Source organism: Pseudomonas sp. N040 (assembly GCF_015637705.1).
GTDB lineage: Bacteria > Pseudomonadota > Gammaproteobacteria > Pseudomonadales > Pseudomonadaceae > Aquipseudomonas.
Map to the genome: position 1 here is coordinate 182520 of NZ_JADOBE010000003.1, position 25992 is coordinate 208511.

The 25992-nt window shown below is 64.2% G+C and carries 23 protein-coding genes; 15 read left to right on the forward strand and 8 right to left on the reverse strand.

Going from position 1 to position 25992, the window contains the following annotated elements; genetic code table 11:
• Positions 1–8 precede the first annotated feature (8 nt).
• From ISX93_RS06225 to ISX93_RS06270, 10 genes are all read left to right on the forward strand, one after another.
• Positions 9–1130 carry a beta-ketoacyl-ACP synthase III gene (locus ISX93_RS06225; RefSeq protein WP_195777848.1) on the forward strand — a complete coding sequence of 374 codons (1122 nt, stop codon included), beginning with the start codon at positions 9–11 and terminating at the stop codon, positions 1128–1130.
• Positions 1130–1741, forward strand: coding sequence for an RNA polymerase sigma factor (locus ISX93_RS06230; protein WP_195777849.1), 612 nt, complete (start codon positions 1130–1132; stop codon positions 1739–1741). Before ISX93_RS06225 ends, ISX93_RS06230 begins: the two co-directional genes overlap by 1 nt.
• Complete coding sequence (locus tag ISX93_RS06235) at positions 1735–1992, forward strand: zf-HC2 domain-containing protein (protein WP_195777850.1); 258 nt, start codon at positions 1735–1737, stop codon at positions 1990–1992. The genes ISX93_RS06230 and ISX93_RS06235 overlap by 7 nt, the downstream gene beginning before the upstream one ends.
• Before the next feature lie 116 nt (positions 1993–2108).
• The gene (locus ISX93_RS06240) at positions 2109–2405 is read left to right on the forward strand and encodes a BufA1 family periplasmic bufferin-type metallophore (protein ID WP_195777851.1); all 297 of its coding nucleotides are present in this window, start codon (positions 2109–2111) and stop codon (positions 2403–2405) included.
• A gap of 21 nt (positions 2406–2426) precedes the next feature.
• A complete protein-coding gene (gene bufB, locus ISX93_RS06245) occupies positions 2427–3344 on the forward strand; it encodes an MNIO family bufferin maturase (protein WP_195777852.1) in 918 nt (305 codons plus the stop codon).
• Positions 3341–4102, forward strand: a complete 762-nt coding sequence (locus ISX93_RS06250; RefSeq protein WP_195777853.1) for an HvfC/BufC N-terminal domain-containing protein — start codon at positions 3341–3343, stop codon at positions 4100–4102. The genes bufB and ISX93_RS06250 overlap by 4 nt, the downstream gene beginning before the upstream one ends.
• A gap of 5 nt (positions 4103–4107) precedes the next feature.
• Positions 4108–4581: a DoxX family protein gene (locus ISX93_RS06255; protein WP_195777854.1), complete on the forward strand. Its 474-nt coding sequence runs from the start codon at positions 4108–4110 to the stop codon at positions 4579–4581.
• Between the two features lie 230 nt (positions 4582–4811).
• On the forward strand, positions 4812–6257 hold the full coding sequence (locus ISX93_RS06260; protein ID WP_195777855.1) for an OprO/OprP family phosphate-selective porin: 1446 nt from the start codon (positions 4812–4814) through the stop codon (positions 6255–6257).
• Positions 6258–6336: 79 nt separating this feature from the next.
• Positions 6337–7461, forward strand: coding sequence for a GNAT family N-acetyltransferase (locus ISX93_RS06265; RefSeq protein WP_195777856.1), 1125 nt, complete (start codon positions 6337–6339; stop codon positions 7459–7461).
• Between the two features lie 164 nt (positions 7462–7625).
• A complete protein-coding gene (locus ISX93_RS06270) occupies positions 7626–8939 on the forward strand; it encodes an NAD(P)/FAD-dependent oxidoreductase (RefSeq protein ID WP_195777857.1) in 1314 nt (437 codons plus the stop codon).
• Positions 8940–10006: 1067 nt separating this feature from the next.
• Here the strand turns inward: ISX93_RS06270 and ISX93_RS06275 are convergent.
• The 4 genes from ISX93_RS06275 to plsB all read right to left on the reverse strand — a co-directional run bounded on the left by ISX93_RS06275 (position 10007) and on the right by plsB (position 14662).
• Positions 10007–10690, reverse strand: a complete 684-nt coding sequence (locus ISX93_RS06275; RefSeq protein WP_195777858.1) for an SDR family oxidoreductase — start codon at positions 10688–10690, stop codon at positions 10007–10009.
• Between the two features lie 27 nt (positions 10691–10717).
• Positions 10718–11143 (reverse strand): VOC family protein, encoded by a 426-nt coding sequence (locus ISX93_RS06280; protein ID WP_195777859.1) that lies wholly within the window; start codon positions 11141–11143, stop codon positions 10718–10720.
• A 299-nt stretch (positions 11144–11442) separates the two neighbouring features.
• Positions 11443–12120 carry a DUF4197 domain-containing protein gene (locus ISX93_RS06285; protein WP_195777860.1) on the reverse strand — a complete coding sequence of 226 codons (678 nt, stop codon included), beginning with the start codon at positions 12118–12120 and terminating at the stop codon, positions 11443–11445.
• Positions 12121–12187: 67 nt separating this feature from the next.
• The gene (gene plsB / locus ISX93_RS06290; protein ID WP_195777861.1) at positions 12188–14662 is read right to left on the reverse strand and encodes a glycerol-3-phosphate 1-O-acyltransferase PlsB; all 2475 of its coding nucleotides are present in this window, start codon (positions 14660–14662) and stop codon (positions 12188–12190) included.
• A 214-nt stretch (positions 14663–14876) separates the two neighbouring features.
• Here plsB and ISX93_RS06295 point away from each other — a divergent pair, with 214 nt between their 5' ends.
• The 3 genes from ISX93_RS06295 to ISX93_RS06305 are packed head-to-tail and all read left to right on the forward strand — an operon-like array spanning position 14877 to position 18366.
• Positions 14877–15800, forward strand: a complete 924-nt coding sequence (locus ISX93_RS06295; RefSeq protein WP_195777862.1) for an ABC transporter ATP-binding protein — start codon at positions 14877–14879, stop codon at positions 15798–15800.
• Entirely contained in the window at positions 15797–16531 is a 735-nt protein-coding gene (locus ISX93_RS06300) for an ABC transporter permease subunit (protein WP_195777863.1), read from the forward strand. The genes ISX93_RS06295 and ISX93_RS06300 overlap by 4 nt, the downstream gene beginning before the upstream one ends.
• 2 nt (positions 16532–16533) lie before the next feature.
• Positions 16534–18366 (forward strand): GldG family protein, encoded by a 1833-nt coding sequence (locus ISX93_RS06305; RefSeq protein ID WP_195777864.1) that lies wholly within the window; start codon positions 16534–16536, stop codon positions 18364–18366.
• A gap of 58 nt (positions 18367–18424) precedes the next feature.
• Here ISX93_RS06305 and ISX93_RS06310 read toward each other — a convergent pair whose 3' ends face one another.
• Genes ISX93_RS06310 through dapE form a run of 3 tightly spaced genes read right to left on the reverse strand, consistent with a single transcriptional unit; the run spans position 18425 to position 20771 of the window.
• Positions 18425–18796 (reverse strand): hypothetical protein, encoded by a 372-nt coding sequence (locus ISX93_RS06310; RefSeq protein WP_195777865.1) that lies wholly within the window; start codon positions 18794–18796, stop codon positions 18425–18427.
• 8 nt (positions 18797–18804) lie between these two features.
• On the reverse strand, positions 18805–19623 hold the full coding sequence (locus ISX93_RS06315) for a putative RNA methyltransferase (RefSeq protein ID WP_195777866.1): 819 nt from the start codon (positions 19621–19623) through the stop codon (positions 18805–18807).
• A complete protein-coding gene (dapE, locus tag ISX93_RS06320; protein ID WP_195777867.1) occupies positions 19617–20771 on the reverse strand; it encodes a succinyl-diaminopimelate desuccinylase in 1155 nt (384 codons plus the stop codon). The genes ISX93_RS06315 and dapE overlap by 7 nt, the downstream gene beginning before the upstream one ends.
• Before the next feature lie 228 nt (positions 20772–20999).
• On the opposite strand from dapE, the gene ISX93_RS06325 reads away from it, so the two are divergent.
• On the forward strand, positions 21000–22316 hold the full coding sequence (locus ISX93_RS06325) for a calcium-binding protein (RefSeq protein ID WP_195777868.1): 1317 nt from the start codon (positions 21000–21002) through the stop codon (positions 22314–22316).
• A gap of 76 nt (positions 22317–22392) precedes the next feature.
• On the opposite strand, the gene ISX93_RS06330 is transcribed toward ISX93_RS06325, so the two are convergent.
• Positions 22393–24981: a glycosyltransferase gene (locus ISX93_RS06330; RefSeq protein WP_195777869.1), complete on the reverse strand. Its 2589-nt coding sequence runs from the start codon at positions 24979–24981 to the stop codon at positions 22393–22395.
• 155 nt (positions 24982–25136) lie between these two features.
• On the opposite strand from ISX93_RS06330, the gene tcdA reads away from it, so the two are divergent.
• On the forward strand, positions 25137–25961 hold the full coding sequence (gene tcdA / locus ISX93_RS06335) for a tRNA cyclic N6-threonylcarbamoyladenosine(37) synthase TcdA (RefSeq protein WP_195777870.1): 825 nt from the start codon (positions 25137–25139) through the stop codon (positions 25959–25961).
• The last annotated feature ends 31 nt before the right edge of the window (positions 25962–25992 follow it).

The window sequence follows — 25992 nt, forward strand, 5'->3', positions numbered from 1 at the left end:
GAAAGATCGTGCATAAAGTCGTGATCAGCGGCACCGGCCTGTATACCCCGGCCCAAAGCATCTCCAACGAAGAGCTGGTGGAATCCTTCAACGCCTATGTGCAGCAGTTCAATGCCGACAATGCCGGCGCTATCGAGCGCGGCGAGATCGAGGCGCTGGGCGAGTCCAGCGTGGGTTTCATCGAGAAGGCCTCGGGTATCAAATCGCGCTTCGTAATGAACAAGGACGGCATCCTCGACCCCAAGCGCATGGTGCCGCGGATTCCCGAGCGCTCCAACGAAGAGTTGAGCGTGTTGGCTGAAATGGCTGTCGCTGCCGCACGTGATGCGATGAAACAGGCGGGAAAAACGGCTGCCGATATTGATGGGGTGATTTGCGCCTGTTCCAACATGCAGCGCGCCTACCCGGCCATGGCCGTGGAAATTCAGACCGCTCTGGGCATCCAGGGCTGGGGCTATGACATGAACGTGGCCTGCTCGTCGGCTACCTTCGGTCTGCAGGCGGCCAACAGCGCGGTACAGACCGGCCAGGCGCGCTGCCTGCTGATGGTCAGCCCGGAAATCTGCACCGGCCACCTGAACTTCCGCGATCGCGACAGCCACTTCATCTTCGGCGATGCGGCCACCGCCGTGATCGTCGAGCGTGCCGACCAGGCGACCTCCGACTGCCAGTGGGACATCGTGGGCACTAAGCTGGTAACCCAGTTCTCCAACAACATTCGCAACAATTTCGGCTTCCTCAATCGTTGTGCCGAGGAAGGCATCGGCGCCTCGGACAAGCTGTTCATTCAGGAAGGCCGCAAGGTGTTCCGCGAGGTCTGCCCGATGGTGGCGGAACTGATTGCCAAGCATCTGGAAGAAAATGCACTGAACGTCAGCGACGTCAAACGCTTCTGGCTGCATCAGGCCAACCTCAATATGAACCTGCTGATCACCCGCAAGCTGCTCGGTCGCGATGCCGAGCCGGGTGAGGCGCCCGTCGTGCTCGATACCTATGCCAATACCAGCTCGGCAGGCTCGGTGATTGCTTTCCACAAGCATTCGGCAGACTTGCCCAGCGGCGCACTGGGCGTGCTCAGCTCGTTCGGTGCCGGCTACTCCATCGGTAGCGTGATTCTGCGCAAGCACTGATGCACTACCCCGCCGATGCCGCCCTGCTGGCCCGTTTGCGGGCCGGAGAGCAGCAGGCCTACCGCGAGCTGGTCAGCACCTACCAGGGCGCCATGCGTGCGGTGGCGATTGCGATTGCCGGCAGCCGCTTTGCCGACGAGGTGGTGCAGGATGCCTGGCTGGCCGTGGTGCGCAATCTGGCGGGTTTCGAGCAGCGTTCCAGCCTGAAGACCTGGCTGCTGACCATCACTGCCAATACGGCCAAGAGTCGGCTCAAGAGCAGCCGGCGCGAGATCCTGCTGGATGATTTGCCGGCGCCGCACGGCACCATCGGGGCAGAACGCTTTGCCGCCGATGGCCACTGGCTGACCCCGCCGGCGGCCTGGCACGAGGACTCCCCGGAAGCGCTGCTTGCCGAAGAACAGCTGCGCGAATGCCTGGAGCACACGCTGGGCAGTCTTTCCGAGTTGCAGTCCAGTGTGCTGTTGCTGCGCGAACGACAGGGGCTGGAGCTGGAGGAAATCTGTAATTTACTGGATGTTTCGCTCTCTAATGTCCGTGTGCTGCTGCACCGTGCAAGGCTCAAGGTATTCGCCACCCTTGAGCATTATGAGGAGACGGGTCAATGCTGACGTGCAAACAGCTGGTGTCACACTCCAGTGATTATCTGGATGCGCAGCTGCCGTTGCGCGGGCGCCTCGCAGTACGCCTGCATCTGGCCATGTGTGTGCATTGCCGGCGCTTCATCCGGCAGATGAAACTCAGCCAGGCGGTCATCCGGCGGCTACCGGATGCTGCCATCCCCGAGCTTGATGCGCTGGTAGAGAAGCTGGCTCAGGCGCAAGATCTGTCGCACCTGGCGAGTCCAGCCAAACCGGACTGAACGATTTCATACCCGTCTGTAACAAATCCCCGCCGTTGATCTCTACTGTGTGCCAGGCAGCTTTCTTCTGTCTGTTGCAAGCAAATCGCATTCGACCAATCTGAAGGAATTGAACCATGACTAAAAGCATCAATACCGCTGCGCTGGCGCTCGCTCTGGGCGCTGCCCTGAGTGTTTCCATGGCCCCGCTGACTGCCCAGGCGGCGGACATGGACAAGTGCTTCGGTGTCGCGCTCAAGGGCAAGAATGACTGTGCCGCCGGTGCCGGAACTTCGTGCGCAGGCACCTCGAAGACCGACTATCAGGGCAGCGCCTGGTCGCTGGTGCCCCAAGGCACCTGTGAGAAGACCCCGTCGCCGACCTCGCCAACCGGTTTCGGCCAGCTGCAGGCGTTCAAGGAAAAGAGCGCCTGAGGCGCTTGCGCGGAGTTTGCCATGCTGCAGTCAGGTGAACTTGAGCGGGGTCGGGCAGGTGCTGTTGCAGCGCCTGCCCGGCTGCCCCGCGCTGCGGGCATCGGCCTGAAGCCACAACACTTCCGGCAGATCCTCGCGGAAACGCCGGCGCTGGGTTTCTTCGAGGTGCATGCCGAGAATTACATGGTGGCTGGCGGGCCTTACCACCACTATCTTGAACGCATCCGCGAGCGCTACGCGCTGTCGCTGCATGGCGTCGGGCTGTCCATCGGCGGCCAGGAGCCGCTGGATGAAGCGCATCTGACACGGCTTGCCGAGTTGCTGGCGCGCTATCAGCCGGAGTCGTTTTCCGAGCACCTGGCCTGGTCCAGTCATGGCGGCCGGTTCCTCAACGACCTGCTGCCGCTGCCCTATACCAAGGCCACCCTGGAGCATGTCTGTGCGCAGATCGACCATGTGCAGGAACGGCTGGGGCGGCGCCTGCTGCTGGAAAATCCGGCCACCTATGTGCAGTTCGCCGCCTCGACCATGGCCGAGAACCAGTTCATCAGCGAAGTGGTGCGGCGCACCGGCTGCGGGCTGCTGCTGGATGTGAACAACGTGTATGTCAGCTGCGTCAACCACGGCGCCGATGCCCAGGACTACATCCGCGGCCTGCCGCTGGCGGCGGTCGGTGAAATCCACCTGGCCGGATTTGCCGAGGCGGTCGATTCGCTCGGCGCGGCGCTGCTGATCGACAGCCACGGCGCGCCGGTGGCGCAGGCTGTGTGGCAGCTGTATGAATTTACCCTGGCCCTCACCGGGCCACAGCCGACTTTGATCGAGCGGGACAACGACATTCCCGAACTGGCGGTACTGCTGGCCGAGGCTCGGCACGCAGAAGCACTCATGGCGCGTGGTTCGCCAGCGTTTGCTGACCCTCAAGGGGCATGCGCATGAGCGAGCATGCCGAATTTTCCGCGGCACTGATCAATCCGGCTGCCAACTGCCCGCCAGGGCTGGTCAGCTGGAATGGTTCCGATCCGGCCCAGCGCTTTGCCGTTTACCGCAACAATGTGCTGGCGTCACTGCTTGGCGCGCTGGCCGATACCTATCCGGTGTGCCAGGCCATGGTCGGCGCAGCGTTCTTCAACGCCATGGCCAGCCAGTATGTGCGCGCCGTACCACCGGTATCGCCCGTGCTGGTCAACTACGGCGAGAGCTTCGCGGACTTTGTCGAGAATTTTGCGCCCGCAGCCAGCGTGCCTTATCTGGCGGATCTGGCCCGGCTGGAGTGGTGTTACGTGCAGGCCTTTCATGCGGCCGATGCAGCAGCCGTGCCGCTGACCGAACTGGCCGGTTTGCTGGGTGATGAGCGCCGGCTGGCGCAGCTCTGTTTCACCCTGCAGCCGAGCCTGAGCGTGTTGCGCTCGTCTTTTGCGGTGGCTTCGCTGTGGGCCGCGCATCAAACCGCTGAGCCGGCAGCGGTCCTGCACTCAATCAATCCGCAGCAGCCGGAATCCGCTGTGTTGCTGCGCCAGGATCTTGCGGTGCACGTCGTGCGGCTTGAGGAGGGCGCTGCGCATTTCATCGAGAATCTGGCGCAGGGCAGGTCATTCGCCGAGGCGGTCAGCAACGCCACCCCCTTCAATCTGGCTGCCGCGCTGGAAGTGCTGCTGCGCGCGGCGGCCATTACAGACTACCGCGTGCAGGAGTAACCCGCATGGTACAGCTGGGCAAATGGTGCATTAGCCAGTTCGAGCGCATTCCCTACGGCTTGATTGCTCTGCTCGGGCGTTTTTCCATTGCGGCGATTTTCTGGAAGTCCGGGCAAACCAAGATTGAGGGTTTTGCCGTGGACGTGGTCGCCGGCAGCTATCAGTTCGGCTGGCCACGGCTGGCCGACTCGGCGCTTTACCTGTTCCGCGAGGAGTATCGGCTGCCCTGGCTGGCGCCGGAACTGGCGGCGCTGCTGGCCGCTGTTGCCGAGCATGTCTTCCCCGTGCTGTTGCTGCTCGGCCTGGCCACGCGCTTTTCCGCGCTGGCCTTGCTGCTGATGACGGCGACCATCCAGCTACTGGTCTACCCAGATGCCTACCCGACCCATGGTGTCTGGGCTGCGGTGCTGCTGCTGTTGGTGGCGCAAGGCCCCGGCGCGGTATCCCTGGACTGGCTGGTGGCGCGGAAATTCAGCTGACGGCAACTGCTGGCCAGTGACCTGCCGGGCACAGGCAAAAATCCAACTGTTTGTGGGCCGCATCCACTGGATGCTGCCGGGCCAGCCGGCGCCCCGGCGAAAAGTTCCCCTGTCACCGAACTTTCATGCAACCGCCACGGCGCTGAAATATCCCGACACCAATATTCCCCCCAACACCGATGGGCCTGATGCCCGCGTGTTTTCTGCTCAAGACCAATAGGGGAATCTCGATGATCCGTAAGCACAGTTTTTGTGGCGCTGGCGCCGGTTTCACTGCCAGTGTCCTGGCCCTGGCCATTTCCGCCCAGGCATCCGCCGGTACCGTCACCACCGACGGCACCGACCTGGTCATCAAGACCAAGAGCGGCCTGGAAGTGGCTACCGTCGACAAGCAGTACAGCTTCAAGCTGGGCGGGCGCATTCAGGCCGACTTCGACCAGTTCGACGGCTTCTACACCAAGAACAACAAGTCGGCCAACGAGTCCTACTTCCGTCGCGCAATTCTCGAGCTGGGCGGCAATTACCAGGACTGGCGCTATGTCTTCAACTATGACTTCTCCGATGGCAGCGTCCCGGCGGGTAACAAAAGCGACTGGGATGAAGCCTCGATTGCCTACACCGGCTTCGCTCCGGTGGTGATCAAGGGCGGCCGTTTCGACCCGGACTTCGGTTTGCAGCACGCCACCAGCTCCAAGTGGGTGACGGCGCTGGAGCGTTCGGCGATCTATGACCTGGCGCCCTGGGTCAACTCCAAGGAAGACGGCATGGGCGTGCAGGTCAGCGCTACCCATGGCGGCAACCTGTACGGCTCGGCCGGTATCTTCCAGCAGGAGCCGAGCAACGAAGTCAACGAGTCCACCAGCGGCATGGACGTCAACTCGGTAGTGCTGCGTGGCGTGTTTGCGCCGATCGTTGCAGAAACCGAAGTGTTGCACTTTGGTGTGGATGCGGCGCAGCGTAATTACGACGATGGCAAGTTCAACGGGGCGATCACCTCCACCCTGCAGGTGCGCGGCATCTCCGAGGACACCACGACCAATACCCCGACTCCGGTACTGGCGGGCATCGGCTCCGGCACCACCGCCTGCAACACCACCAATGTCGCGGCACGCTGCTACACCGACGACCAGGTCTGGGGTACCGAGTTCGCCTACATGAACGGCCCGTTGTCGCTGGAGAGCGAGTACCTGAGTCGGACCCTCAGTGGCCAGGGTGACTGGGATGACCGTGAGGCTACCGGCTACAACGCCCAGATCGCCTATACCCTCACCGGTGAGTCGCGCATCTACAAGCTCGATGGCGCCAAGTTCGATGCGATCAAGCCGGCCAACAAGCAAACCGGCGCCTGGGAGGTCTTCTACCGCTACGATCATGTCAAGGTGGAGGACAACGACGGCCTGGCCGGTCCGACCAACGTCGGCCTGGCGGCCAGCAACATCGAGAGCACCCAGGTCGGCATCAACACCCTGGGCGTGAACTGGTATGCCAACGAGGCAGTGAAAATCTCCGCCAACTACCTGTTCACCACTGCCGACAGCGACATGCTCGACCTGCAGCAAACGGTCAGCAGCAGTGGCTCGTCGGTCGCCCTGGGCAGCACCACGGCCAACCGCGACGCCGATGCCAGCGACAAGGATGGCCATGCCATCAGCCTGCGCGCGCAATACGTGTTCTGATTCGCCCTCACCTGCAATGCTCCTTTGACCCCGCTTCGGCGGGGTTTTTTTTAGCGGCGCAAACGTCCAGACTGCCGGCATGCCTGTTCTAACCCTGTCCTCACTGAGCGAAATCAACCCTGCCGACTGGGATGCCCTGCTGGCCGGGGCGCAACCCTTTGTGCAGCACGCCTTCCTGGCCTCGCTGGAAGACAGCGGCAGCGTGGGCCGCGGCACCGGCTGGGGGCCCGCCCACCGGTTGCTGCGCAGTGCCAGCGGCGAGCTGCTGGCGGCCATGCCGGCCTACGTGAAACAGCATTCCTATGGCGAATACGTGTTCGACCATGCCTGGGCGCAGGCCTGCCAGCGCGCCGGAATCGGTTACTACCCCAAGCTGCTGGCGGCCATTCCGTTTACCCCGGTGAGTGGCCAGCGCCTGCTCGGCCAGCCGCAGGACGCGGCCTTGCTGCTCGACGAAGTGGTGGCCGGGTTGCCGGCGCAAGGCTTGTCCAGCCTGCATGTGAACTTCACCGGCGCGCCGGAGGATGCCCTGCTGCAGGGCCGCGCGGGCTGGCTGCAGCGGCTCGACTGCCAGTATCACTGGAACAATCGCGGCTACCGGGATTTTCAGGACTTTCTCGACCTGCTCAGCTCGCGCAAGCGCAAGCAGCTGCGCAAGGAACGCGAACAGCTGGCGGGGCAGGGGATCAGCTTCGCCTGGCATGCCGGGCACGAGCTGAGCGAGGCGCAATGGGATTTTGTCTACGCCTGCTATGCCAATACCTACCAGGTGCGCGGCCAGGCGCCGTACCTCACGCGCCTGTTCTTCAGCCTGCTGGCGCAGCGCCTGCCCGGCTTGCTGCGCGTGGTGATCGCCAGCCAGGCCGGCAAGCCGCTGGCCATGGCGTTTTCCCTGCTGGCCGGGGACAGCCTGTACGGGCGCTACTGGGGTTGCCTGCGCGAGTGCCCCGGGCTGCATTTCGAGACCTGTTTCTATCAGGGCATGGAATACGCCATCGCGCAGCAGCTGCAGCGTTTCGATGCCGGCGCCCAGGGCGAGCACAAGCTGGTGCGCGGTTTCGAGCCGGTGCTGACGCATTCCTGGCATTACCTCTGCCATCCCGGCCTGCGCACCGCGGTGGCTAATTTCCTCGAAGATGAGCGCCTCGCCGTGATGGCCTATGCCGAACAGGCGCGCGCTTTGTTGCCCTATCGGCAAGCGTAGGGCAGCTGCCAGCGCAGGCTTTAGCCACCCTGAGAAGTTTTACGAATCCTAACCTGAAAATAGTCAAATAAAGATTTATTCAAGTATCCGCGGTGTGCGAGTGTGGCCTATCTGCAGATTCGGCTGACGCCCAGGCGTGTGGCCGCCCCACCAAGAGAGCACCCATGACTACCGCCGAGAACGCCGTGACCCCCGCCGCCGAGCGCTGCCAGTCCTACTACAGCGCCACCCTCAGCGCCGAGACCAGCTACCCGACCCTGCAGGGCCAGGTGAGTGTCGACGTGGTGATCATCGGTGGCGGCTTTACCGGCGTGGCCACGGCGGTGGAGCTGGCCGAGCGCGGTCTCAAGGTGGCCATCGTGGAAACCAACAAGATCGGCTGGGGCGCCACCGGGCGCAACGGCGGCCAGGTCACCGGCAGCCTGTCCGGCGAAGGCGCGATGCACAAGCAGATGAGCAAGACGCTCGGCCAGGAAGTCGACGACTTCATCTGGAACCTGCGCTGGCGCGGGCACGAAATCATCAAGAGCCGGGTGGCCCGCTACGGTATCCAGTGCGACCTCAAGCATGGCCACCTGCACGCGGCGATGAAGCCGGTGCACATGGAGGAACTGGAGAACGCCTACGACGAAGCCGTGCGTCGCGGCATGGGCGCCGAGGTGACGCTGCTCGACGCCCAGGGCGTGCGCAATCACCTGCAGAGCGACCTCTACTGCGGGGCGATCAAGAATACCCGCAACATGCACCTGCACCCGTTGAACCTGTGCATCGGCGAGGCCCGGGCGGCCGAGAGCCTGGGCGCGCTGATCTTCGAGCATTCCGAAGTGCTCGACATCGTCCACGGCGCCAACCCGGCGGTGATCACCGCGCAGGGCCGCATCGACGCCAAGCAGGTGCTGCTGGCCGGTGACGTCTACCACAAGCTGGAGCGCAAGCAGCTCAAGGGCCTGATCTTCCCGGCCATGGGCGGCATCGTCACCACCCGGCCGCTGGGCGAGCTGGCCAAAGAACTCAACCCGCAGGACCTGGCGGTCTACGACTGCCGCTTCGTGCTCGACTACTACCGCATGACCGCCGATGGCCGCCTGCTGTTCGGCGGTGGCGCCAACTACTCCGGGCGCGACTCGCGCGACATCGCTGGCGAGCTGCGCCCGTGCATCGAGCGCACCTTCCCGGCGCTGAAAGGCGTGGAGATCGAGTTCCAGTGGAGCTGCGCGATGGGCATCGTGATGAACCGCATCCCGCAACTGGGCAAGCTGTCGGATAACGTCTGGTACTGCCAGGGCTACTCCGGGCATGGCGTGGCGACCACCCACATCATGGGCGAGATCATGGCCAACGCGATGACCGGCAGCCTGGAGAAGTTCGACACCTTTGCCGCCTGCAAGCACATCAAGGTGCCGATGGGCGACGTGTTCGGCAACCCGATGCTGGCGGTTGGCATGTGGTATTACGGGATGCTGGAAAAGCTGCGGTAATCGATCTGATACAACCGCGGAGGGTTGCCAGGTGGAGCTTGGCAGCGATCAATTCGCTTCGGATTGGAAATCCGTGTGCAGCTTTTTTGACTGGCGCGGGCTCCGAGCCAGACCGCCGCACTTTCCTCGGCTTGGGGCTACAGGTTGCGCCTTGCACGGCGCCTCACTTTCTCTTGACTCGCTGCGCTCGTCCTGCGGGCCAGCCTGCGGCTGTTACTTCGCTGCGCTACGTTTGCTTGTGCAAAGAAAAGTAAGCAAAAGAAACACCCCCCGGCATCCGGGTCTCGCTGCGCTCGACTTCCCTCGCTCCGGCACTGTTCCGAGGGTCGTCACGAAGGGCCATGCATGGCCCATCGTTCCTCATTTGGCATCCATGCCAAATTCCCCTCTGCACAGCACCTGCACTCGGCCTCCTGACGGGGATTTGGGTGTTCACCGCAGCGCTTGCGTAGGCTGGAAAACGCCGCTTGCGGCTTTTCCACCGAGCCGGCCAACAGTGGCCAACGCTGCGCGGTTGTCCACCCTACGGATCACGTTCCATTCGATGTAGGGCGGGTGCAACCCGCCGTTGCCGCGCGGGTTGCACCCGCCCTACCAAACCGATCGATATATTTCCTGACGTGCACGGACTAAGAGTCCCGTCAGGAGGGTGAGCGGAATCGGTGTGGAAGGGGTTGAGTCGCATGGATGCGACGAAAGCTGCGCTGGGCCATGGACGGCCCATCGCAGCGGGCCCCTGGAGCAGCGATGGAGCGAACGCACCCCGAGCGCGCAGCGCTCGGGGCCGGATGCCGGGGGTGCTTTCTCTTTGGTTACTTTCTCTTTGCACAAGCAAACGTAGCGCAGCGAAGTAACAGCCGCAGGCTGGCCCGCAGGGCGAGCGCAGCGAGTCAAGAGAAAGTAACTCGCCAGCAAGGCGAAAAGCTGTTTTCGTACAGAGAAAAACGCTGCGGTCTGGCTCGGAGCCCGCGCCAGTCAAAAAAGCTGCACACGGATTTCCAATCCGACGGAATACACGCGCTTTTCAACGATTCCGCTATGCGCGTGTCTATCGCCGCATTGTTGCCTCAGCGCTGCACCCATCCCCCGCAGACTGGAAATACCTGTCCGACAAAGCAGTTGGCCGACTCGCTGCACAGGTAGGCGGCGAACTCGGCATCCTCCCTGGCACCCACCAGTCGTCCGAGCGGAACTTCGCGCTTGAGGCGTTCCTGAAAGCGCGGGTTGGCTTGTACTTCCGCCGGGAAGTAGGTCGGATTCTCGACAAAGTTCTGCGCGATGGCGTTGACCTGCACATTGTGCTCGGCCATTTCCACCCCGACGGCCTGCACGTAGGCCAGCTGCGCCCCGCGCGCGGCACTGTAGGTCGATGCGCGTTTCATCCCGCGCAGGGCCGAGGCGCTGCCCATCAGCAGGATCTTGCCGGCACGGCGCTCGATCATCTGCACCAGTGTCGCGCGAAACAGGCGCGGCAACGGATCGACCAGGGCGGCAAACACCGCGGCCCACTCGTCATCACCGACCAGGGTTGCCGGGGTGGCAGGGGCCGGAATGGCCAGGTTGGCAACCAGTACGTCGATCCGTCCGGCGGCGGCAATGATCCGCGCGGGTGCTCCGGGCGCATTGAACGCCGTGGTATCGGCAAGCACCTCGGCGGCATGGGCACGGAACACTTCGCAGAGAACCGGGCCCATGAACTGGTCGGCCTGGGTGATCAGTACGCGCTTGCCGGCAAGCATTTGACTGGACATGGGAGCGGGCTCTCTGGAAGGGGATGTTCAGGCTTGGGCGGCCGTGGTGAAGCCACGGCAGACGGCGGCCAGCTTGTGGCCGTCCGGGTCGCGCACATAGGCCGCGTAAAAGTCCGGATTGTATTGCGGGCGCAGGCCGGGGGCGCCGGCGCAGCTGCCGCCATGGGCCAGGGCGGCGCGGTGAAACTGCTCGACCTGTGCCCAGGAAGCGGCCTTGAAAGCCAGCATGCTGCCGTTGCCGACGCTGGCCGGCCGGCCGTCGAACGGCGGGCACAGCCAGAGGGCCAGTTCCTCGCGGCCATCGTCCGCGTAGGTACCCCAGCCGATCCAGCCGTCCTGCTGGTCTTCGGCCGCGACGGTGCACCTCGTCAGCCCCAGCGCTCCGAGGACCGCGTCATAAAAGGCCGCGGCCCGCTGCAGGTCGTTGCTGCCCAGGCAGGCGTAGGTGAACATGCTGCACGCTCCTTGCCGACCACGGGCGGTCAGCAATCCCGCCCGGCTCAGGCGCGCTTGGAGGTCTTTCGGGTTTTTGGCTTGCTGCCGGCGGATTTGTCCTGGTCACCGAGGACGGATTTCAGTGGGCAAATGGAAAACGCCGGGCATTTCTGGCAACCGGCTACGACAGCGATGGGGCAAAGGGTCATGGTAGTTCTCCTGGGTGCCGCGCGAGTAAGACAGGGATGAAGCCTTCCAATTAACGCACAGCTGGTCGTCACATTCGATCACTTAGTGATCCACGCGACGCGGCCAGGCTATTGCGCGCCAAATACCTTTTTCGCCAGGCTGGTGGCGGCTGCTGCCGGGTTGTCGCGAATCCTGGCCTCTTCCGTGGCAATCATGGCGAACAGGCCGTCGAGGGTCTTCTCGGTCACATAGTTCTCGATGTTGGCATCCTTGGCATCCAGTACGCCGAAACTGGCCGCCTGTCCGGCAAAGCTGTTGTATTGCCTGGCCAGGCCGACCTGGTCGGTAGCCTGCTTGACGATCGGCAGGAAGCTGGCGCGCAGTTGCTCGCGGCTGCTCTTGTTGAGGTACTGGGTGGCGGCATCGTCTGGCCCGGTGAGAATGCCCTTGGCGTCCTGCACGGACATCTTTTTCACCGCCGTGGTCAGCAAGGCCTGTGCCTGCGGCACGGCGAGTTCGGCGGCGCGATTCATGCTGTCTTCCAGCTGTTCGACCTCGGCGCCCATGCCCATCATCTTCATGCTGCTGGCGACCTTGGCCAGCTTGCCCGGCAGTTCGATGCGCACCGCCGGGTTGTCGTTGAAGCCGCCGGGCTTGCCCAGCTGCGTCACCGCCAGGGCGATCCCCTGGTCCAGTGCCTGCTTGAGGGCGGTGCCGGTATCCTGCTGGCTGATATCCGCCAGTGACGCTGCGTGGGCGTGAAAGCACAGCAGCAGACTGGCAAGGGCTAGGGCTGGTCGACGCATGATTGGTTCCTCGGTGCAAGGTTAGGGTAACGGCGCCGTGCGGATCTGCGCCCGGCCTGCGCCGTGGCTAGGCGCCGGTGGCGGGCGGGACCGTGGTCACCTGGCGGATCGACAGGCGGATTTCCGCCGACAGCAGGCGCAGGGCGGCACCTTCGACCATTGCCTCCAGTTGTGCGTGGTAGCCAAGCTTGCCGGCGGTGTCCAGGCTGACCACCTGCTGTTCGAGCAGCGACTGGATGAAGTGCCGGAACAGGCTCTTGTCGAAGAACTCCGGGGCGTTGAGGCCATGCAGGATCGACAGGCGCTGGGCCATGACCGTGCAGAGGTCTTCGAGTGCTTCCGCGCTGAGACTGTTCTGTCCGCCATTCAGCAACAAGGCCATGGCCATGTAGAAGCGCTGCAGTGTCTGCAGGATAGCGCGGGACAGCAGGGTCAGCATGACGAACTGCTGGGAGCTGGGAGCCGGGCGCACAAAGTCCTGGCCGTCCTGCTGCAGCAGGTCGAACTGGACAAATGCCTGCAGCCACTGGTCGATCACCGCGGGCAGTTCATCCTTCGACCAGCGCATGAACAGTTCGGCCTGCAGGTAGGGATACAGCGCCTCGACGTACTGCTGGATTTCTTCGCGGCTGACGCGCTCGCTGTTCTGGAAGAAGCTGGCGAGCAGGGCCGGCAGGGCAAACATGTGCAGCACGTTGTTGCGGTAGTAGGTCATCAGTACCGCATTCTGCTCCTTCAGGTAGAGGATCTTGCCCAGGGCGTCTGCCTGCACGGCGAGCAGGTCCATGCTCACCACGTAATCGATCAGCGCCTCGCCGTCACCCTGCGGCAGGGTCGCATGCGGCGAATAGGGCACCTGGCGCTGCAATGCCAGAAACAGTTCGAGCACCTGCACCAGGCTGGCCTGATCCAGCGCCAGGCGGCTGGTGGAAAGCAGGGCCAGGGCGACCATGTTCACCGGGTTGATCGCGGCGGCATCGTTGAGGTGACGGGCAATCTGCTCGCCCAGCCGGTTGGTTGCCTGGCCCAGCCAGTCCGGCCGGTAGTCCGCAGCGGACGGCTGCTTGCGCCAGTCGGGTTGCTGCTGGTCGAGAAAGGCATTCAGGCGGATCGGCTGGCCAAAGTTCACTGCCACCGCACCGAAGCGCAGCTTGAGTGCGGAGAGCACCTTGAAGATGTCGAAGATCGACTCCTTCTTCTTGCTCGCGCCGCGCAGCTCACCCAGGTAAGTGCGCCCTTCGAGCACCCGTTCGTAGCCGATGTAGACCGGGATGAACACGATCGGCAGGCGCGAGGTGCGCAGGTAGCTGCTCAGGGTCATGGCCAGCATGCCGGTTTTCGGTTGCAGCATGCGTCCGGTGCGCGAGCGGCCGCCCTCGACAAAGTACTCCACCGGGAAGCCGCGGCTGAACAGGGTGTGCAGGTACTGGTTGAACACCGCGGTGTACAGGGGGTTGCCCTTGAAGGTGCGGCGCATGAAAAACGCCCCGCCACGCCGCAACAGGCCGCCGATCAGCGGCATGTTGAGGTTGATGCCGGCAGCGATGTGTGGCGGAGTCAGCCCGTTGCGAAACAGCAGGTAGGACAGCAGCAGGTAATCGATATGGCTGCGGTGGCAGGGCACGTAGATCACCTCATGGCCCTGGGCGGCTTCCTGCACCTGCTCGAGATGGCTGACCTTGATGCCTTCGTAGAGCTTGTTCCAGAACCAGGTCAGCAGCGTTTCGAGGAAGCGGATGGTCGCGTAGCTATAGTCCGAGGCGATTTCGTTGGCGTACTTCAAGGCCTGGCGGCGTGCCTTGTCGAGGCTGATGCCATCCACCTCGACCGCGTCGGCGATGGCCTGGCTTACCGGCGCTTCGTCGATCAGGCCCTGCACCAGGGTGCGCCGGTGCGACAGGTCGGGACCGATCACTGCGGTCTTCAGGTTGCGGAAGTGCACGCGCAGGACGCGCTGGACCATGCGCAGGGTGCGTTCGCGGCCCTTGCTCTGCTCGACCAGCTGGCGCAGCTGGATGGGCGCGGAAAACTGCACGCGGGTCTTGCGGCCGAAAATGATGATGTTGAGCAGTTTGCGCAGGCGTCCGGTGACTGCCCAGTTATCGGCAAACAGCAGTTTCCACGGGCTGGTTTCGCGATCGGGGGACTGACCCCAGAACACGCTGACCGGGACGATCTGCGCATCGCTCTGGGCGTCCTGCTCGATAGTGGCGAGCAGTTGCACCAGGGTCGGCGAGCTGCCGTGCTTCTCCTGGCGGCCCAGCCAGTCGCCTTCGGGGCTCAGGTAGAAATATGCCCTGGATTGTGCGCCGGCACCGATCTGTACCGGCCGTACCGGCCTGGGCAACCCGGCCTGGCGACATTCATGGTCGACGACCGCGAGATCGCTGAGCGACTGCCGTGGCAGCACGTAGATGACTGGCTTGTCCGCCTCCAGCTTGAGGGCAAAGGCCGGCTGATTGATGGTTTCCGAGCGCACCCAGAGGTACAGGAGACGGCGCAGGCTGCTGAACAGGAGGCGACGGACAGGGGAGCGGGTCATGGGGCCTCGATGTGTTGTGAAGGCAGATGCGCGGACGCGCGGGCAACGCTAGTGTGCCGCAATCGCCGGGCACGGGCAAAATGCGGTAAAAAATCCGCCGGCAGCGCCCGTCCTTTTGTCTTGCGTTGCCAGTGGCAGGCTACATATAGTCCGCCAGCATTTTCAGCGTCGCCGCCAGGGTCTGGCCGGGGACTGGTCTGTCAGGTGAGAGTAGATGATCGAAATAAGCAAGCTGACCAAGCGCTTTGCGCAGCATACGGCGGTGGATGACCTGTCGTTCCGGGTTGCCCCCGGCGAGGTGCTGGGGTTTCTCGGGCCCAATGGTGCCGGCAAGTCCACCACCATGAAGATGCTGACCGGCTTTCTGGCGCCGACGTCGGGCACCGCCAGCGTGTTCGGCGCGGATATCCGCAGCCGCACCCTCGAGGTGCAGCGGCAGATCGGCTACCTGCCGGAGGGCGCGCCCTGCTATGGCGACATGACGGTGCGCGGCTTCCTCGACTTCATCGCCGCAGTCCGCGGTTTTCGCGGCGCGCAAATGCGCCAGCGGGTCGACCGCGTACTGGCCCTGCTCGAGCTGGCGCCGGTGCAGCGGCAAAGCATCGACACCCTGTCCAAGGGCTTCAAGCGGCGTGTCGGGCTGGCCCAGGCCATCCTGCATGACCCGCAGGTGCTGATCCTCGACGAGCCCACCGACGGCCTCGACCCGAACCAGAAGCATCAGGTGCGGCAGCTGATCAAGAGTCTGGCGCAGGACAAGATCGTGATCATCTCTACCCACATTCTCGAGGAAGTCAGCGCGGTCTGTAGCCGCGCGGTGATCATCGCCCAGGGGCGGCTGGTGGCCGATGGCACACCGTTCGAGCTGGAATGCCGCTCGCGCTACCACCAGGCGGTGTCGCTGGTCAGTGATGCGCCGCTGGATCAGGCCGCGCTGGCGGGCCTGCCGGGGGTGGCCGGGGTCGAAGTCAACGCGCGCGAACACAGCCTGACCGTGCTGGCCAGGCCGGGGGCGGTGATCTTCCCGCAGGTCAATGAACTGGTGCGCGTGCGCGGCTGGGCAATCAAGGAGCTGGATGTGGAGCGCGGCCGGCTGGATGAAGTGTTCCGCAGCCTGACCCGGGGGGAAGTGGCATGAGGCAGTTGCCGGTAGTCTTCAAGCGCGAGCTGGCGAGCTATTTCGCCACCCCGCTGGCGTATGTGTTCATCGTCATGTTCCTGGTCCTGTCCAGCGTGTTCACCTTCTACCTGGGCGGCTTCTACGAGCGCGGCCAGGCCGACCTGGCACCGTTCTTCGACTTCCATATCTGGCTCTACCTGTTGCTGATGCCGGCGATTGCCATGCGCCTGTGGGCCGAGGAGCGCAAGTCCGGCACCCTCGAGCTGCTGATGACCCTGCCGATCAGTCGCTTCGAGGCGGTCACCGGCAAGTTCATGGCGGCCTGGGTGTTCGCCGGCCTCGGCCTGCTGCTGACCTTCCCGCTGGTGCTGACGGTGAATTACCTGGGCGACCCGGACAACGGCGCGCTGGCCACGGCCTACCTCGGCAGCTGGCTGCTGGCCGGCGCCTATCTGGCGATCGGCTCGTGCATGTCGGCGCTGGCGAAGAATCAGGTGATTGCCTTCATCCTGGCCATGAGCCTGAGCTTCCTGTTCATCGTCAGCGGCCTGCCGATGGTGCTCGACCTGTTCAGTGGCTGGGCGCCGCAGTGGCTGGTCGACGGGATTGCCTCGCTGAGCTTCCTGACCCGCTTCACGGCGATCAGCAATGGCGTGATCGACCTGCGCGACCTGCTGTTCTTTGTCACCCTGATTGCCGCCTGGCTGGCGGCCACGGCGGTGGTAATCGATATGAAGAAGGCTGACTGAGCATGAAGAAACTGATGTATTCCGGCGCCGGCCTGCTGGCCATCGCCGTGGCCTTTGTGGCGTTCAACCTGCTGTCCAGCCAGACCATCACCCAGGCCCGGCTCGACCTGACCGAGCAGCAGCTGTACACCACCTCCGAGGGCACCCGGCGCATCCTCGCCAGCCTGCCGGAGCCGGTCGAGCTGTACCTGTTCTTCTCCGACAAGGCGGCCCGCGATCTGGTGCCGTTGCGCAACTATGCGCGGCGTGTCGAGGAAATGCTGCGCGCCTACGAGCGCGAGGCCAACGGCAAGATTCGCCTGCACATCGTCGATCCCGAACCGTTTTCCGAGGAAGAAGACCAGGCCGCCGAATACGGCCTGCAGGGCGTGCCGCTGAACCAGGGCGGCGACCAGCTGTACTTCGGCCTGGTCGGCACCAGCGGTGCGGACAACCGCCAGGTCATCCCGTTCTTTTCCCCCGAGCAGGAAGAGTTTCTCGAGTACGAAGTCAGCCGCCTGCTGCAGAGCCTGGCGCAGCCGCAGCAAGCAGTGGTCGGCCTGCTCAGCGGCTTGCCGCTGACCGGTGGTTTTGATCCGCAAACCCGCCAGCCGGCTTCGGCGTGGATGGTGCTGGAGGAGATTCGCCAGCAGTTCCAGGTGGAAAGCCTGAAAGCCGGCATCGACCAGATCCCCGCGCAGGTATCGGTGCTGATGCTGGTTCACCCCAAGGGTCTGCCGGATGCCAGCCTGTATGCCATTGACCAGTTCGTCCTGCGTGGCGGCAAGCTGCTGGTATTCGTCGACCCGCTCAGCGAGGCCGACCATTCGCTGCCCATGCTGCCGGGCGAGCCGGCGCTGCGCGATTCCGATCTCGCCACGCTGTTCAAGGCCTGGGGACTGCAGCTGCTGCCGGGCAAGGTGCTGGCCGATGGCGCCTATGCGCTGACGGTGCAGGCCGGTGCAGAGCAGAATCAGGTGCGCCACCCGGGCTGGCTGAGCCTGCCCAAGACCGCGCTGGGCCAGGATGACGTGGTCACCGCCGGGCTGGAAACCCTGACCCTGGCCACCGCCGGCATTCTCGAGCCGCTGCCGGGTGCCAGCACGCGCTTCGTGCCGCTGCTGCAGAGTTCCGCCTACGCCATGCCGGTGGATGTCACCCGCTTCGAGAACCTGAGCAACCCGGAAACCCTGTTTCGCGAGCTCAAGCCCAGCGGCGAGCGCTACACCCTGGCAGCCAGGGTCAGCGGGCCGGCCAAGTCGGCTTACCCGGCGGGGATCGAAGGGATCAAGGATGGCCTGCAGGCGGCGGACAGCATCAACGTCATCGTGGTGGCCGATACCGACCTGCTCAGCGATCGCATGTGGGTGCAGGTGCAGGACTTCTTCGGCCAGCGCATTCCGCAGCCGTGGGCCGACAACGCGACCTTCACCATCAATGCCCTGGACAACCTGAGCGGCAGCGATGCGCTGATCAGCGTGCGCTCGCGCGGGCGTTTCAGCCGGCCGTTCGACGTGGTCACGACGTTGCAGCGCGAGGCGGAAAGCCGCTTCCGCCAGAAGGAAGAGGAACTGCAGCAGCGCCTGGCGGAAACCGACCAGAAGCTGGCGGAGCTGCAGACTGCCCAGGACCCGGAAAAGACCCTCGAGCTGACGGCCGAGCAGCAGGCCGCCGTGCAGCAGTTCCTGCAGGAGAAGGTCAGGTTGCGCAAGGAGCTGCGCGAAGTACGCTTCCAGCTCAACGCCGATATCGACGCGCTGGGGCGCACCCTCAAGCTGCTCAACATCGTGCTGGTGCCGGCGCTGCTGACGTTGCTGGTGCTGGGCCTGTGGCTGTGGCGCCGGCGGCGGCACTGATCAGGCTGGTCTCCCTCTCCCGCTGGCGGGAGAGGGTTGGGGAGGGGGCAGGAGGACCTCAGCCCGTGCGCCAGACGATGGTTTCCTCGCCATCACTGCTGATACGGATCCAGCTGTCCGCTTGTTCGTCACTTTCTTCTTCGTCCCAGCCACCCGGGGCGCAGCGGACTTCCACGCCCAGTGCGGCAAACGCGGCGCGGGCGCACTCGAGGTCATTGGCCCAGGGCGTGGCGTCACTGTCGAGCAGCAGGCTGTGCCATTTGCCCACGGCCCTGGGCAGCCAGGTCACCGGGATGCTGCCGGCCATGCACTTGTAGGTCTGGCCTTTTTGCTGCCAGGCCGTGCACGGGCCGATCGCGGTGGCCAGCCAGCTGGCGACCGCGGGATGTTCGGCATCCTTCAGGTAAATCTCGATATCGGGCTGGCGCATGGGCGTTCTCATGGGTTTGCGAAACTGGCGCGTTGGAACCAATCGTAGCGTATCGATACGCTGACCTCTAACTCTGCCGCGATCACCGCGGCGCGGCGCTCGGCGCTGGCGCGCCAGCCGTGCGGGGTCATCGCCAGCAGGTCGGCGCGGGCCTGGGCGTCGTCGAGATGCAGGACAAACTCCAGGGTTTCGCTGTGCGCCAGCTGCAGGCCGTCCGGCACCAGGTCGAGGTGTTTCTGGTCGTCGTAGTCGCGCACTTCGTCATACAGCTTCTGCCGCAACTCATACAGGTGCTGCCGGGTCGGGCCCATGCGCAGCAGGCCGCCGCCGGGAGCGAGCAGGCGTTGGGCCTCCTGCCAGTCGAGCGGGCTGAACACGCTGGCGAGCAGCTGGCAGCTGGCGTCGGCCAGGGGGACGCGGGCCATGCTGGCGACCAGCCAGGTCAGTGGCTTGTGGCGCCGGCAGGCCTGCCTGACCGCCTCGCGGGAAATGTCCAGGGCATAGCCGTCGGCAGTGGGCAGGGCCTTGGCAATTTGCTCGGTGTAATAGCCTTCGCCGCAACCGATATCCAGCCAGCGCGCAGGGGCATAGCCGGCGGCCAGTTCGGCCAGACGCTTGGCCAGCGGGGCGTAATGCCCGGCTTCGAGAAAGCGCCGGCGGGCCTCGACCATGGCCAGGTTGTCGCCCGGTTCGCGGCTGTTCTTGTGTTGCACCGGCAGCAGGTTCAGGTAGCCCTGGCGCGCCCGGTCAAAACGATGCCCGGCCGGGCAGGTCACGCCGTTGTCGAGCGCGCTGAGGGCTTGCTGGCAGATCGGGCAGGTCAGCATGCCAGCAGGCGCACCATGGTCTGGTAGTAGACCTCGGTGAGCAGGTCCAGATCGCTGGCGAGGATGCGTTCGTTGACCTGGTGGATGGTGGCGTTGACCGGCCCCAGTTCGACCACCTGGGTGCCCAGGGTGGCGATAAAGCGCCCATCCGAGGTGCCGCCGCTGGTCGAGGCGACGGTATCGCGGCCGGTGACGCTCTTGATGCTGGCGGCCACGGCATCCAGCAGGGCGCCGGGCTCGGTGAGGAACGGCAGGCCGGACAGCGCCCAGTCGATGTGCCAGTCCAGGCCATGCCGGTCGAGGATGGCGGCGACCCGTTGCTGCAGGCCTTCGACCGTCGATTCGGTGGAGAAGCGGAAGTTGAACACCGCGCTCAGCGTACCGGGGATCACGTTGGTCGCGCCGGTGCCGGCGTTCAGGTTGGAGATCTGGAAGCTGGTCGGCGGGAAGAAGGCGTTGCCGTCGTCCCAGTGCTCGGCCGCCAGTTCGGCCAGCGCCGGGGCGGCCAGGTGGATCGGATTGCGCGCCAGTTGCGGGTAGGCCACATGGCCCTGCTTGCCGCGCACCGTGAGGGTCGCGCCAAGCGAGCCGCGACGGCCATTCTTCACCGTATCGCCGAGCAGGCTGCTGCTCGAGGGCTCGCCGACAATGCACCAGTCGAGCCGCTCGTGGCGCGCGCGCAGGCGCTCGACCACCGCGCGGGTGCCATGTTGCGCCGGACCTTCCTCGTCGCTGGTGATGAGGAAGGCAATGGCACCCTGGTGGTGCGGGTGGTCGGCGACAAAGCGCTCGACGGCAATGATCATGCTCGCCAGGCTGCCCTTCATGTCCGCCGCGCCGCGGCCGCAGAGCATGCCCTGCTCGTCGATCAGTACGTCGAACGGCGGGTATTGCCAGCTTTCCAGCGGGCCGGTGGGCACCACGTCGGTATGCCCGGCAAAACACAGTACCGGGCCGTCAGTGCCGTGCCGGGCCCAGAAGTTCTCGACTTCCTCTATGCGCATGCGCTCGATGGCAAAACCGGCATTGGCCAGCCGTTCCAGCATCAGTTGCTGGCAGCCGGCATCGTCAGGGGTTACCGACGGTCGACGGATCAGCTCGCAGGCAAGCTCCAGGGTCGGCGAGAGGGCGGGGGCGGGGCTGGTCATGCGGAAACTCCGAAGGTCGCGGCGGCGCGGAAAAGGCCGCCATCTTAAAGCAAAAAGGCCGGCGCTTGAGACATTGCGGCGCCGGCTGCCTGTGGCACCGCCACTTATATAGTGCAAGTGTTCGGCAGCTACCTGGCGGTAATGCGGAATTGTTCTGATTTCAGTCCGAGCCAGGACCTATGCTTTCAGATGTGTCTAGTGCTAGCGAACTGATAGAGGAGCACGATCATGTCAGCGAATACTAATGGCAATGGCAATGGCAATGGCAATGGCTGGGCCAGTCAGGCGCTGGCCTGGCTGGAGGAGAATGGCGGTTATACCCTTGTGGAGGGCACCACCGGCGACGACGACCTGCTGGGCGGCGACGGTAATGACGTGCTGCGCGGCGGGCGGGGTGATGACCAGCTCGATGGCGGGGCCGGCTTGTTCAACGTGGTCGACTTTTCCGCACTGAACCGGCGGGTGGTGGTCGATCTGGCGGCGGGTACGGCCAGGGGCGACGGTAACGACAGCCTGGTAAATATCGCCGGGGCCATCGGCGGTTCCCGCAGCGACCTGATCCGCGGTGACGCAGCGGACAACCTGCTAGAGGGTGGCAACGGCAACGATCACTTGTTCGGTCAAGGCGGCAATGACGTCATCTTTGCCGGTAACGGTAACGACAAGGTGGTTGCCGGTGCTGGTGAGGACGACATCGAGGGCGGTCTGGGCAACGATAATATCGCTGCGGGCGATGGCGACAATGAAGTCTATGGAGATGCCGGAAACGACAAGATCGTCAGTGGCAGCGGTGCCGATCTGGTCGATGGCGGTGCAGGGAACGACAACCTTGCGGCCGGTGCGGGTGACAACCAGGTGTACGGTGGTGCCGGCAACGACAAGCTGAGCACCGGCTCGGGCAACGATGTGCTCGATGGCGGAACCGGAACCGACAAGCTGTTCGGCGGTGGTGGCGATGACACCTATTACGTCGACAGAGCCAGTGACCTGGTCAAGGAAGGTGCCGACCAGGGTGTCGACACCATCGTTTCGAGCTTTTCCTACAGCCTGAAAAATCTGCCCAATGTGGAAAACCTGACGCTGAGCGATGCTGCGGCCAATCCCGACATCAACGGCAGCGGTAACGAGGGGGACAACCGCTTGATTGGCAACAGCGGCAATAATCAGCTGGATGGACGCGGAGGCAACGACACGCTGGTCGGTGGTGAGGGTGCCGATACGCTTACCGGTGGTGCGGGCAACGATATATTCGTGTTCGACAACCTGGCCGTCGGCGGTTTTGACAGCATCACCGATTTCGCCAGCGGGGCAGACCTGCTGCAACTCGACGCCAGCGTGTTCACGGCCCTGGCCGGTGGCATCAGCGCCGACAACCTGGTCGTGGCGCCGGGTGCCAGCAGCCTGGATGCCGATGACTACCTGCTGTTCGACAGTACGACGGGGGCCCTGTCCTATGATGCGGATGCCAACGGCGCCGGTGCGGCAGTGCAGATTGCCGTGCTGGGCGTGACCAGCCTGAACGCTACGGACTTCTTGCTTGGCTGAGTAGTTGTGCGGGCAAGCAAAAAGGGCTGCCGGAGGCAGCCCTTTTTGTCGCGGAGCGTGCCGTTTCGGGCACTGCTCAGGTGGTGGCCTGCTCGAGCACTTCCCCGGGTTTGGGCAGTGAGGAGGTCAGGGCCATGATCAGTGCCGCCAGATACGGCAGCGACTGCACCAGCAGCATGCCGACCCAGAACTTCACATCCGGGCTGGGGAAGCCCTGCACGATGCTGATGCCCAGCGCCGCCCCCCACAGCAGCAGCATCACGAAAACTTCCTCGCGGGCTTCCATCAGCGCCACCAGCAGGCCCTGGTTGGTGGCCATCTTCGGCGTGCGGAAGAACGGTATGGTCTTGGTGAAGGCCCCGTACAACACCGCCTTGGCGATGGTGTGCGACAGCGCCAGGCCGGCCACGGCAGCCTGGAACGAGCGCTTCAGGTCTACCCCGACCGCCCGTCGGTAGAGGAACATGATCTTGCCGAACTTGAAGAAGAACAGCGCCAGCGGCGGGATGGCAAAGATCATCAGCGGCGGATCGACCCGTTGCGGCACGATGATCATCGCCGCCGACCAGAGCAGGGCGCCGGCGGTGAAGAAGATGTTCAGGCCGTCGGCAATCCACGGCAGCCAGCCGGCAATGAAGTGGTAGCGCTGGCCGCGCGTGAGCTTGGAGTCCTTGCCGAGGAACAGGCTGCGGGCATGGCCTTTCATGATCTGGATGGCGCCGTAGGCCCAGCGGAAGCGCTGCTTCTTGTAGTCGATGAAGGTATCGGGCATCAGGCCGCGGCCAAAGCTCTGGTAGGCATAGGCGGCCGAATAGCCTTTCTCGAACACGCGCAGGCCGAGCTCGGCATCTTCGCAGATGGTCCAGTCGGCCCATTTCAGTTCATCCATCACGCTGCGGCGGATCATGGTCATGGTGCCGTGCTGGATGATCGCGTCACGCTCGTTGCGGGTGACCATGCCGATGTGGAAGAAGCCCTTGTATTCGGCGTAGCAGAGTTTCTTGAACAGGCTTTCGTCACCATCGCGGTAGTCTTGCGGCGACTGCACCACGGCGATCTTCGGGTCCTGAAAGTGCGGCACCATGTGCTTGAGCCAGTTGGGGCTGACGCAGTAGTCCGAGTCGATCACCGCGATCACTTCGGCATCCGCCGCGGTATGCGGCAGGATGTAGTTCAGTGCGCCGCCCTTGAAGCCTTCGATCGGGGCGACGTGGAAGAAGCGGAAGCGCGGACCGAGCTGTTCGCAGTACGCCTGCACCGGCTCCCAGACCTTCGGATCCTTGGTGTTGTTGTCGATGATGATGACTTCGAAATCCGGGTAATCCAGGTTGGCCAGGGCATCCAGCGTCTGCTTCACCATTTCCGGCGGTTCGTTGTAGCAGGGCACGTGGATCGACACCTTGGGCCGGTAACCGGCATCGGCGATCACCGGCAGGAAGGCGCGGCGGCGCTGGCTGGTCCACACCGTCTCGGCCAGTTCATGGGCCTCGGTCAGCAATACCACGAATACGCCCAGCGCGCCGATACCGAGCAGCACCCCCACCATCAGGCTGAACCAGGTGCTGTACTGCTGGCTGTAGTCGTAGGCGATCCATACCAGCGCGGTACCGCCGGCGAAGGCGACGAAGGTGAGGAAGGTGCGGCCACGCTGGCGCAGCGAACTGCCATCGATCAGCATCAGCGCCAGGGCCAGCAGGGCCATGACCACCGAGGCGATTGCCAGAATGCGCCACTGCGGGATTTCCACGATCGGCCCGGTGAACGGGAACTTGGCTTTGCGGTCGAGGTTGTACACCCCCCAGTAGGCGCCGACAGAGCCTTCGTCGGTGGCTTTCCACGGCTGGTCGAAGGCTTCGATGACGAAGTAGTTGTAGCCCTTGGCGTTCAGCGCATTGACCAGGGTGCGCAGGTAGATGGCCTGATCCGCCTGGTTGGCCTCGGCGCCGCCACGGGTACGGCCATTGCTCGGCCAGCCGACTTCGCCGAGCAGCAGCGGCTTTTTCGGGAAGAGCTTTTTCAGTTCCTTGGCGCGTTCCAGCACGAAGTCGGTGGAGTCCTCCATCGGCACGAACTCCCAGTAGGGCAGGACGTGCGCCGCGATCAGGTCGACGTGCTTGCCCAGTTCCGGGTATTCCTGCCAGATGTGCCACTGCTCGGCGGTGGTCACCGGGACCTTGACCCCGGCGCGCACGCGGTCAAGGTAGCCGATCAGCTCCTCTACTTCGACTTCCTCGCGGAACAGGGCTTCGTTGCCGACGATCACCCGCACCACGCTGCGCGAGTCGTTCGCCAGTTCGATCGCGCGGGCGATCTCGCGTTCGTTGCGTGCCTTGTCCGGACTGATCCAGATGCCCAGGCTGACGCGCATGCCGACGTCTTCGGCCAGCCGCGGGATCTGGTCCAGGCTGCCATCCACCGAGTAGGTGCGGATGCTGTCGGTCTGTGTACTGAGCAGTTCCAGGTCGGCGCTCATCTGCGCCGCGGTAGGGTAGATGTTTTCCTGGGGACTCTGGCCCTGGCGGAAGGGCGAGTAGGAGAAACCGGAAATCTGCTCCGGCCAGTCAGGGGCGCTGACCGGGCGGTTGTACAAGGCCCAAAGGCCGGTAAACAGGGCGGCGACCGCCACGAAAACCACGAGATTGAGGCCGATCTTGCGCTTTGGCATGGTTTGGCGAGTTCTGCAAATGAGGAGTGGGGGTGGTGCGGGTTTATCGGTGCAAATGCTACTCCGCAGGCCCCTGCCTGTATAGCAAAGCAGACTGCCGGCTCGTGGCGCCGCGGCGGCTTGCATATACTGTCGCTCCTGTCGTGGAGGGCTGGATGAATATTGATCAGCAGCGGTTTGCCGGGGTCGCCAGGCTCTATGGTCGCGAGGGTTTGCAGCGCCTGGCAGCGGCGCATGTGGCGGTGGTCGGCATCGGTGGCGTGGGCAGCTGGGTGGCTGAAGCGCTGGCGCGTTCGGGGGTGGGGGAGCTATCCCTGTTCGACCTGGATGACGTCTGCATCAGCAATACCAACCGGCAGATTCATGCGCTGGCCGGCGCAGTGGGGCGACCCAAGGTCGAGGTTATGGCCGAACGCATCCGCGCCATCAATCCCGACTGCGTGGTGCATGCCGTGGCCGACTTCGTCAGCCGCGACAACATGGCGGCCTGCATCACCGAGCAGATGGATTGCGTGATCGACTGCATCGACAGCGTACCGGCCAAGGCCGCGCTGATCGCCTGGTGCAAGCGGCGCAAGATCCAGATCATCACCACCGGGGGTGCCGGCGGGCAGCTGGATCCGACGCAGATCCGGGTCGCCGACCTGAACAAGACCTTCAATGATCCGCTGGCCGCGCGGGTGCGCTCGACCCTGCGCCGCGATTACGGCTTTTCCCGCACGCCGGGCCGCAACTACAGCGTGCCCTGCGTGTTCTCCACCGAGCAGTTGCGCTACCCGCAGGCGGATGGCTCGGTGTGCCAGAGCAAGCAGTTTGCCGGCGACGGCGTGAAGCTCGACTGTGCCGGCGGGTTTGGCGCGGTGATGATGGTCACCGCCAGTTTTGGCATGACCGCGGCAGCACGGGCCATCGACAAGCTGGTGGCCGGTACCCGGCGGCCTGCCGAGCGGGGCACGGCGCCTGCCGCTACGCCTGAATAATCCGCAGGTTGGGCTGAGCTGCGGCACGGCG